The organism is Streptomyces flavofungini (assembly GCF_041028215.1).
In the GTDB taxonomy this organism is placed as follows: Bacteria; Actinomycetota; Actinomycetes; order Streptomycetales; family Streptomycetaceae; genus Streptomyces; species Streptomyces flavofungini_B.
In genome coordinates this window covers 1-8,159 of record NZ_JASKYR010000405.1, presented here as the reverse complement: position 1 = coordinate 8,159, position 8,159 = coordinate 1, and the positions used below count along the sequence as shown (strand labels likewise).

General features: G+C 72.9%; 7 protein-coding genes and 1 pseudogene. 4 read left to right on the top strand and 4 right to left on the bottom strand.

What is annotated here, in order from left to right; translation table 11 throughout:
• A partial coding sequence (locus AB8Z36_RS25120; RefSeq protein ID WP_369215642.1) for a M6 family metalloprotease domain-containing protein occupies positions 1-1,252 on the bottom strand: 1,252 nt, incomplete at its 3' end.
• 256 nt (positions 1,253-1,508) lie between these two features.
• Here AB8Z36_RS25120 and AB8Z36_RS25115 point away from each other — a divergent pair.
• Positions 1,509-3,497 (top strand): putative bifunctional diguanylate cyclase/phosphodiesterase, encoded by a 1,989-nt coding sequence (locus AB8Z36_RS25115; RefSeq protein WP_369215641.1) that lies wholly within the window; start codon positions 1,509-1,511, stop codon positions 3,495-3,497.
• Positions 3,498-3,558: 61 nt separating this feature from the next.
• Here AB8Z36_RS25115 and AB8Z36_RS25110 read toward each other — a convergent pair whose 3' ends face one another.
• Positions 3,559-4,653: an LLM class flavin-dependent oxidoreductase gene (locus tag AB8Z36_RS25110; protein ID WP_369215644.1), complete on the bottom strand. Its 1,095-nt coding sequence runs from the start codon at positions 4,651-4,653 to the stop codon at positions 3,559-3,561.
• A 203-nt stretch (positions 4,654-4,856) separates the two neighbouring features.
• On the opposite strand from AB8Z36_RS25110, the pseudogene AB8Z36_RS25105 reads away from it, so the two are divergent.
• Together AB8Z36_RS25105 and AB8Z36_RS25100 are read left to right on the top strand one after the other, a co-directional pair.
• Positions 4,857-5,093: pseudogene (locus tag AB8Z36_RS25105) on the top strand (hypothetical protein); the annotation flags it as partial.
• 191 nt (positions 5,094-5,284) lie between these two features.
• Positions 5,285-5,476 (top strand): hypothetical protein, encoded by a 192-nt coding sequence (locus AB8Z36_RS25100; protein ID WP_369215643.1) that lies wholly within the window; start codon positions 5,285-5,287, stop codon positions 5,474-5,476.
• 21 nt (positions 5,477-5,497) lie between these two features.
• Here AB8Z36_RS25100 and AB8Z36_RS25095 read toward each other — a convergent pair whose 3' ends face one another.
• Together AB8Z36_RS25095 and AB8Z36_RS25090 are read right to left on the bottom strand one after the other, a co-directional pair.
• Positions 5,498-6,229: a maleate cis-trans isomerase family protein gene (locus tag AB8Z36_RS25095; protein ID WP_369215640.1), complete on the bottom strand. Its 732-nt coding sequence runs from the start codon at positions 6,227-6,229 to the stop codon at positions 5,498-5,500.
• Entirely contained in the window at positions 6,226-7,044 is an 819-nt protein-coding gene (locus AB8Z36_RS25090; RefSeq protein ID WP_369215639.1) for a maleate cis-trans isomerase family protein, read from the bottom strand. Before AB8Z36_RS25090 ends, AB8Z36_RS25095 begins: the two co-directional genes overlap by 4 nt.
• 292 nt (positions 7,045-7,336) lie before the next feature.
• Here AB8Z36_RS25090 and AB8Z36_RS25085 point away from each other — a divergent pair, with 292 nt between their 5' ends.
• Entirely contained in the window at positions 7,337-8,137 is an 801-nt protein-coding gene (locus tag AB8Z36_RS25085; protein WP_369215638.1) for a D-2-hydroxyacid dehydrogenase, read from the top strand.
• Positions 8,138-8,159 lie beyond the last annotated feature (22 nt).

Sequence of the window (8,159 nt, the reverse complement as noted above, 5' to 3'; positions counted from 1 at the left end):
CCCCCGAGGCCGTCCGCGCCTCGACCTCCACGCGGACGCCCTCCCCGGGGACCGAGWMKCKSTCCCCGGCCCGCACCGGGGCGTCGGCGAGCTGCGGGTAGACCGAGTCCCCGAAGCAGGACTCCGTCGTGGGGTGGGCGTCGAGGACCTTGACGGGACCGCTGCCGGAGGCCGTCTCGTTCCGCACCTCGTAGACGAGCACACCCTCCGTGCACGTCGCGTGGTCGTTGCCGGTGCGGCCCCGGGCCTCCAGGGCGAGCGCCGAGTCCCGGCCGGTGCGGACCACCGCGAGCCGGGTGCCGCCGAGGGCGCCGCGCGCGGGGGCGGCCGACAGCGGCTCCAGGGTCAGCCGCTCGGCGCCCGTGGTGACGCAGTGCACCTGCCGGGGCTCCAGCCAGCCAAGCTTCCACTTGTGCCAGCCGAAGAGGTCCGGCGCGAGACCGAACTGGCTGCCCATGACGTCCCAGTCCCCCACATGGGTGTCCCAGTCGCCCTTGCCGTCGGTCGGGCGGTGGTAGAGGTCGGGCAGGTCGAAGACGTGGCCGGTCTCATGGGCCAGGACGTTGCGGTCGGGCGGATGCCGCTCGAACACGGTGACGATGCGCCGGATGTCCGCCCCGTCGGCCCGCATCGGCCGGTCGAAGTTCACGACCTTGGTGGCGTCGGAGTCGACGCCGGGCGCGTCCGGGTCGGCGACGAAGTAGACGACGTCGTAGCGGGAGAAGTCCACCCGGGGATCGGCGGCGGCCAGCGCGTCCCGCAGGTAGCTGGCCCGGCGCTGGGCGTTCCAGTCCCGCCTTATGGCGTACTCCGTGGAGGTCCGCGGCATCTCCACCCACTCGCGCGTGGGGTGCGGGCGCAGGATGAACCTCCCGTACGAGGCCTGTTCGAAGAAGCGGCTGGTGGCGGGGAAGTGGTCGGCGGCCAGCTCCTGCGGCGTCGTCAGCGGCGGCGAGTCCGGGAAGGAGAGGAAGACCATGACCGCGTCCAGGGTCCGCGCGGGACGCGGATAGCCGGTGTTCCAGGTGTCGAGCCCCTCCGAGTGGTGCGCCCCGGTGCGGCGCAGGGCACACGGCCCCGCCACGGACTCGGCGATCGCGGGCCCCGCGACCAGCGAGGTGGCGGCCAGGGCGGTCAGCGAGGTGAGGATCGCGGCGGTGCTGCGCAGCCGGGGATTCTCCCCTCCACGGGTGAGTCCCCATGAGGGGAGCTGACGCGGCACGTCGACCTCCGGGTGCGGAATGCGGGACACCCCACCCACCTTGTGGGCTTTTGATCACATACGCCCTGTTTGTCTGGCCCTTCCGGGTGAGGACGGAACAGAGGGCCGACACCCCGGGCGCTCACGGAACGTCACAAGTGATCGCGTGACGAAGGAACCGGGCCAGTGCCGAGCAGAAACGATCTGTCATGGGCGGCGGGTCACACCCGGCGCCACGACATGGCTGGATGGGGTAACCGGTCGGCCTCTATGATCGGCAGACTTTCCCGCGCGGGCCCGCCCCCACATGGGCCCCGCGGACCGTACGACGCCCGACGAGACCTGTTCGAGAACAACTGCACTGCGGGAGCAAGCGGTGAACGGAACGTCCGAAGGGCCCGCCCCCCTGACCACCACACCGACCGCCCGGTGCCGGCACACCGTGACGGACCGTGGCGAACCGGAGCGCGCCGAGCCGAAGCACACGGACCGCGCCGAACCCGAGCACACGGACCACGGCGAAGACGAGCGCACCGACCGCGCCGACCACGCCGGACCGGAGCGCGCCGACTACCGTGGCGCCTTCGCGCACGCCCCCCTCCCCATGGCCGTGGTCGACGCCGAGGGGCTCGTGGTCGACGCCAACGACGCCTTCGCCGCCCTGCTCGGCGTGGTGCCCGATGAGCTCACCGGGCGCGTCGCCGCCGACCTGGTCGACCTGGCGTCCGACGCCCGCACCTGGGGCTCCTACCGCGAGGTGCTCCGCGGCAGACAGGCCGGACTGCGCTGCACCCGGCGCCTGAAGCACCCCGACGGGCACTCCCTGTGGGCGCGGATCACCGTCTCGCCCATGCCGGAGTCCGCCGGGCGCGGCGGCAGGACCGTACTGCTCGCCGCCGCCGACATCAGCGCGCGCCGGGAGCTCCAGGCCAGGCTGCGGCACGTACAGATGCACGACCCGGTGACCCGGCTGCCCAACCGCAACCTCTTCTTCGAGCGGCTGGCCGCCGCGCTGGAAGCCGGGGCGTACGAGGATTCGAGCACCGGCCGGGTGGGCCTGTGCTATCTGGACCTCGACGGGTTCAAGGCGGTCAACGACACCCTCGGCCACCGCATCGGCGACCGGCTGCTCGCCGCCGTCGCCGAGCGGCTGACGCTCTGCGCGGACCGCGCCGGGTACGGCAGGGCCGCGCCGCCGCTGGTGGCGCGGCTCGGCGGGGACGAGTTCGCGCTGCTCGTGGAGGAGTCGACCGGCACCGAGGAGCTGGCCGATCTCGCCGAGGCGACGCTGAAGGCGCTCCAGGAGCCGTTCGACCTGTCGGGGCAGCGGCTCTCGGTCTCCGCCTCCATCGGCGTGGTGGAGCGGCGCGCGTCCGGCACCACCACGACGGGCCTCATGCAGGCCGCCGACACCACGCTGTACTGGGCGAAGACCGACGGCAAGGCCCGGTGGACGCTCTTCGACCCCGAGCGCAACGCCCACCGCATGACCCGCCAGACGCTCGCCAGTTCACTGCGGCAGGCCGTCGACCGGGACGAGTTCGTCCTCGACTACCAGCCGCTGGTGGGTCTGGACGACGAGGACGTGCGCGGCGTCGAGGCGCTGGTGCGCTGGCAGCACCCCCGGTTCGGGCTCCTGACGCCGAATCGGTTCATCGGACTGGCCGAGGAGGACGGGTCGATCGTGCAGCTCGGCCGCTGGGTGCTGCGTACGGCGTGCGTCCAGGCGCGCCGCTGGCAGCTCGCCCACCCGGAGCGGGAACCGCTCTTCGTCAGCGTCAATGTGGCGGTGCGTCAGGTGTGGGACTCCGACCTGGTCGCGGACGTGGCCGAGATCCTCGCCGAGACCGGGCTCCCGGCCGGGCTGCTGCAGCTGGAGCTGACCGAGTCCGCCGTCATGGGCTCGGCGGGCCGCCCGCTCCAGGCCCTTCAGGCGCTGAGCGACATGGGCGTGCGGATCGCCATCGACGACTTCGGCACGGGCTATTCGAACCTGGCGTACCTGAGCAGGCTGCCCGTCTCCGTCCTCAAGCTGGACGGCTCCTTCGTGCGCGGCTTCCAGTACGAGGAGGGCGAGGCGCACGGCAACCCCGCCGACGAGGTCATCGTCGAGGCGATGGTGCGGCTCGCCCACCGCCTGGGCCTGACGGTCACCGCGGAGTGCGTGGAGACGGCGGCGCAGGCGAGCAGGCTGCGCCGGATCGGCTGCGACACCGGCCAGGGCTGGCTCTACTCCCGGCCGGTGGCGGCGGATCGTATCTCCGTACTGTTGGGCGAGGTGAACCCCGTCCCCTGAGCCGGGCGGAAGGTACGCCCTCCGAGCCCGGGGGGTACGCCTTCCGAGCCGGGGCGGGGGGTTACGCCTTCGGCAGCCCGTACGCGTCCGCGATCAGCTCGTACGAGCGCAGCCTGAGCTCGCCGCTGTGGGCGTTGCCCGTGATCATCAGCTCGTCGGCGCCGGTGCGCTTGGCGAGGTCGTCCAGGCCGGTGCGGACCTGGTCGGGGGTGCCGTGGATGACGTTGGCGTTCCAGCTCTCGACGAAGTCGCGCTCCATCTCGCTGAACGCGTACGCCTCCGCCTCCTCCGGGGTGGGGACGAGGCCGGGGCGCCCGGTGCGCAGGCGGACCATGTTCAGGGCGGCGGCGAGGACCTGGCGGCGGGCCTCGTTCTCGTCCTCGGTCGCGAGCGCGGAGACGCCGATGAGGGCGTACGGGGCGTCGAGCAGCGCGGACGGCTTGAACGACTCGCGGTACAGGTCGAGCGCCGGGATCGTGTTCTGCGCGGAGAAGTGGTGCGCGAAGGCGAACGGCAGGCCGAGCACACCGGCGAGGCGGGCGCTGAACCCGGAGGAGCCGAGCAGCCACAGCGGCGGCCGGTGCGGGGACTGCACGCCGCCGGGCGAGGTCGCCTGGACGGGTCCCGGCACGGCGTGGATGCGGCCGTAGGGATGGCCGTCGGGGAAGTCGTCGTCGAGGAAGCGCGTCAGCTCGGCGAGCTGCTGGGGGAAGTCGTCGGCGCCTTCGTTGAGCCGGTCGGTGCGGCGCAGGGCGGCGGCCGTGGCGCCGTCGGTGCCGGGGGCGCGGCCGAGGCCGAGGTCGACGCGGCCCGGGGCCATGGCCTCCAGGGTGCCGAACTGTTCGGCGATGACCAGCGGGGCGTGGTTGGGCAGCATGACGCCGCCGGAACCGAGGCGGATGCGCTCGGTGTGGGCGGCGAGGTGGGCCAGGATCACCGCGGGCGAGGAGGACGCGACGCCGGGCATGGAGTGGTGCTCGGCCACCCAGTAGCGGTGGTAGCCGCGGGCCTCGGTCAGCCTGGCGATCTCGACGCTGGTGCGCAGCGCGTCGGTGGCCGTGCGGCCTGCGCCGACGGTGACGAGGTCGAGGACGGAGAGGGGGACGGGCGCGGTGCCGTGCCGCTCGCCGCGGATGCCTTCGTCGGTCGGGTCCACTGTCACGGGGGAGCCTCCTGCACTGCGTGCGCGTGTGTCGCGGTCCTTCGGTACGGGAAGGGCAACAGGAGGGTCACTCCGTTTATTCCCGGCGTTCCCCTGTTCCCCGTGCTCCCCGTGCCCGTGTGCCCGTGCTCCCCGTGTTCCCGGCGTTCCCGGTGTTCCCCGCCCGTGGCGGGCGCCGCCTCGCTACCGTGATCGCCATGGCTGATCCGCTGAAGACCCTGGTCGACGGAGTCGAGGTCGAGGTGCCCAACACCATTCCGGACATCCGCGCCGCCCTCCCCGAGGAGCGGCGCGCCGACTTCGACCTGGCCATCAACGCCGCGGGGCTCGACGAGATCCACGCGGTGATGCGCCACTGGATGCTGGAAGCGGTCCCCGACCCCGAAGCCGAGGCCCGCCTGGCCCGCCTCGCCTCCGACGAGGCGGAACGACGCGGAGGCGAGGGGACGGACCGGCGCGAGACCGCGGAACCCGACCGGCGCGAGACCGCGGAACCCGGCCAACGCGCGACCGCCGAACCCGACCGGCACAGCGGGTGCGATCGGTGGCGGTCGCGTTGAGCGCTCGTCACCGGCGCGTTCACCGCGTCACCTATGCGCCGCCCGCCGATGACACCCTCGCCAAGATGGGGGACGGGGAGGCCTTCCGGGCCGCGTTCACGCGGACCCTCGGGCGTGATCCGTACGGACACGGCTCGACGGCCGTGCGGGGCGACCCCGACCGCAGGGAGGCGACGGTCAGGGGCGCCATCGTGCTCTACTACGTGTCCGCCTCGGTCCATACGCTGACCGTGGTCAGGCTGATTCTGAGTCCGTGACCGCGCCGCACCGCGCCGCACTCAGACCTGCACCGGCGGCTCCTTGGTGAACAGCGTGCCGAGGTCCGGGGCGTTGACCCGGCGCTCGGCGAGCCGCAGGGCCTCCCAGACCGTGACCTGGTTGGCGGTGAGGACCGGCTTGCCGAGGGCCGCCTCCAGGTCGCGCACGTACGCGGCGGTGTGCAGCGCGGTGTCCGGCAGGAGCACCGCCCCGGCGTCCGGGTGGTCACCGTCGCGGGCCAGCGCGAGCACCTCCTCGCGGCCCCACGTGCCGACCTCCGCCGCCGTGATGACGCCGCTCCCCCGCGCCGAGACGACCTCCACGCCCGCCGACTTCAGGAACGCCGCGAAGTGCCCGGCCACGTCCTCCGGATAGGTCGCCGCGACCGCGACACGGGCCGCCCCCAGCTCCCGTACGGCGTGGGCGAAGGCGAAGGACGTCGACGAGGCGGGCAGGCCCGCCGCCACGGCCAGGTCCCGCACCTGGTCGTGGGCGCCCTCCCAGCCGAAGACGAAGCTGCCGCTGGTGCAGGCCCAGACCACCGCCTCCGCACCGGAGAGCCGCAGTTCCTCGACGCCCGCGGCGAGCCGCGCGGCCGAGCCCATCTCCAGGAGCGCGTCGACGCGGTGCGCGTCCTCGCCGATGTCCGTGTGGACGACCTGGAGCCGGATGTCACTGCCGAGCATCTGCTCCATGCGGGGGTAGTCGTCCTCGGCCGAGTGCCCCGGGTAGAGAAATCCGAGTGCCGTCACGTCCAGCCTCCTCCTTCTGCGGGTGGTCCTTCGGGCAGGCCCTGCGGGGGCGGCGGGGCCAGCGGGCTCGTGCCCGGCCGTGCCCCCGGATCGATCAGCGCCTGGTAGGGCCCTACCGCACGCGTACCCAGCCTGCGCAGGGCGGACCACATCGTCACCTGGTTCGCCGAGATCACCGGCACCCGCAGCTCCGCCTCCAGCTGCGGGATGACGTCGTAGGTCGGCAGGTTGGTGCAGCTGATGAAGAGGGCGTCGACGCTCTCCCTGATGGTCTGGCGCGCCATGTCGGCGACATGCCGGTAGGAGACCTTCCAGATGTGCCGCGTCAGACCGAGGTAGGCGCGGGCCGTGACCGAGACGCCGGACTCGGCCAGGTACTGCTCAAGGACCTCGGTCACGGACCAGGTGTAGGGCGTGACGAGCGCGATGCGCCGCGCCCCCAGTTCGTCGAGCGCCTCAAGGAGCGCGCCCGAGGTGGTCACGGCGGCGACCGCGCCCTCACGGGTCATGGCCGCGCACATCGCGCGTTCACCGGCGATGCCGCCGACGAAGCTGCCGGACGTACAGGCGTACGCGAGCACTTCGGGCTCGGCCGCCGACAGCGCCCGGACCGCGTCGGCGAGCGTCTCGTGCTCGCTCACCAGGCGTGCCAGGTCGAGGCTCACCTCGACCGGCACGTACGGGGTCCGGGTCAGATGGAGGGACACCTCATCCGGAACCCAGCGCCAGAGTTCGCGGTCGAGGACGAAGTCGAAAGGGGCTACGACGCCCACACCGCGTTGTGGGTGTGGGCCACCGAGAAATGAGACGTCCATGAGCAGGCCCCATGTTCGTACGTGGTGTCAGGGACCGGCCGGGGGCCGGGGAGGAGCGGGGAGCCGGCGACGCGCCGGGACGTCGGGACGGGGAGCTCCGCGCGGCCGACCACGCGGACGAAGGGTACGGGCGCGCGCACGGAGAGTACTCGGTTGACGGAGTGCCGATGCGCCAGTGCCTCTGTTGACGAAGGTAGGTTCGGGTGCCAGCGTGGTCAATCCGCACATCTCAGACGGCTGAGCCGTACCTCTTCAGGGAAGCGGTACCTCTTTGCGAAACGGTTTCCCCCCGATGTCGCACGCCGTACGGCGCGCGTGGCCGGGCGCGGGCCGCCGTCCGCGCTGGGTGCACACCGCGAGCGCCGGTGTGGACCACCTCATGTGTCCGGAACTCGCCGCGTCGGACACGGTGGTCACGAACGCCCGCGGTGTCTTCGACCAGCCGATCGCGGAGTACGTCGCCGCGCTCGTCCTGGCCATGGCCAAGGATCTGCCGGGCACTCTCGCACTCCAGCGGGAGCGCTCCTGGCGCCACCGCGAGAGCAGGCGGATCGCGGGCACGCGCGCGTGCGTCGTGGGGTCCGGGCCGATCGGGCGGGCCATCGCCGGGACGCTGAAGGGGCTCGGGATCACCACCGCCCTGGTAGGGCGCGAAGCGCGCCCCGGCGTGCACGCGGGCGCGGAGCTCGACCGGCTGCTCACCCGCGCGGACTGGGTGGTCTGCGCCGCGCCGCTCACGGACGGCACCCGCGGCATGTTCGACGCCAGGCGCTTCGGCGTCATGCAGCCGTCCGCGCACTTCATCAACATCGGGCGCGGCCCGCTGGTCGTCGAGGACGACCTGGTGGCCGCCCTGTCGAAGCGGTGGATCGCGGGCGCGGCCCTGGACGTCTTCGAGCACGAGCCACTGCCCGCCGACAGCCCGCTGTGGACCGCGCCGGGCCTGATCGTCTCCCCCCACATGAGCGGCGACACGGTCGGCTGGCGCGACGAACTGGGGCGCCAGTTCGTTGAGTTGTACGAGGACTGGGCGGCGGGGCGGCCGCTGCGCAACGTGGTCGACAAGGAGCGCGGGTACGTCCCGGGGCACTGAAGCGCCCCCGGCCGCCCAGTCC

What these genes read in the sequence shown, in the direction of transcription:
- AB8Z36_RS25115 (WP_369215641.1), top strand. Translation starts at nt 1,509, where the DNA reads ATGGGCCCCGCGGACCGTACGACGCCCGACGAGACCTGTTCGAGAACA.
- AB8Z36_RS25100 (WP_369215643.1), top strand. Translation starts at nt 5,285, where the DNA reads ATGGGGGACGGGGAGGCCTTCCGGGCCGCGTTCACGCGGACCCTCGGG.
- AB8Z36_RS25090 (WP_369215639.1), bottom strand. Translation starts at nt 7,044, where the DNA reads ATGGACGTCTCATTTCTCGGTGGCCCACACCCACAACGCGGTGTGGGC.
- AB8Z36_RS25085 (WP_369215638.1), top strand. Translation starts at nt 7,337, where the DNA reads ATGTCGCACGCCGTACGGCGCGCGTGGCCGGGCGCGGGCCGCCGTCCG.